Genomic DNA, 566 nt, shown 5'->3' with positions numbered 1-566 from the left:
AGATAATGTCGATGGAGATGTATCTTCAAACATCGGTGTCAGCGGTACAGTCAATGCAACCGTAATCGGCAGTTATGTACTGAGCTACAACGTGAACGATTCCTCAGGCAACTCTGCTACTACCGTTACCCGAACAATTAACGTTCAAGATACTGGCGCACCTAGCATCACTCTACTAGGTAGCAGCCCACTTAACCATGAGCTAAATACCCCTTATACCGATGCTGGTGCGACTGCGAATGACGCACTTGACGGAGACCTATCTGCAGGCATTATAGTTGGCGGCACAATGGTCGACTCTAGCGTTGCTGGNACTTATNTCATTACCTATGATGTCAGTGACTCCAACGGTAACCCTGCCGTACAGCAAACGCGCACGGTAAATGTGAACGACTTTACCGCCCCTGTCATTACACTTAATGGTGACAGCAGCATTAATATCGCTCTAGGTAGTGTCTACAATGATGCGGGTGCGAGTGCGTCGGACAATATTGATGGCGATATTTCAGCAAGCATTATTCAGAGTGGCGCTGTTGATACCGGTACAATTGGCAGCTATACACTTG

At 47.7% G+C, this 566-nt stretch carries 1 protein-coding gene; it reads left to right on the top strand.

All coding sequences use genetic code 11. The features are described 5' to 3' along the window. A partial coding sequence (locus A3757_RS03665; protein ID WP_156506151.1) for an immunoglobulin-like domain-containing protein occupies nt 1–566 on the top strand: 566 nt, incomplete at both ends.

Source organism: Oleiphilus sp. HI0117, from assembly GCF_001635235.1.
This window is presented reverse-complemented; position numbering and strand designations above follow the sequence as displayed.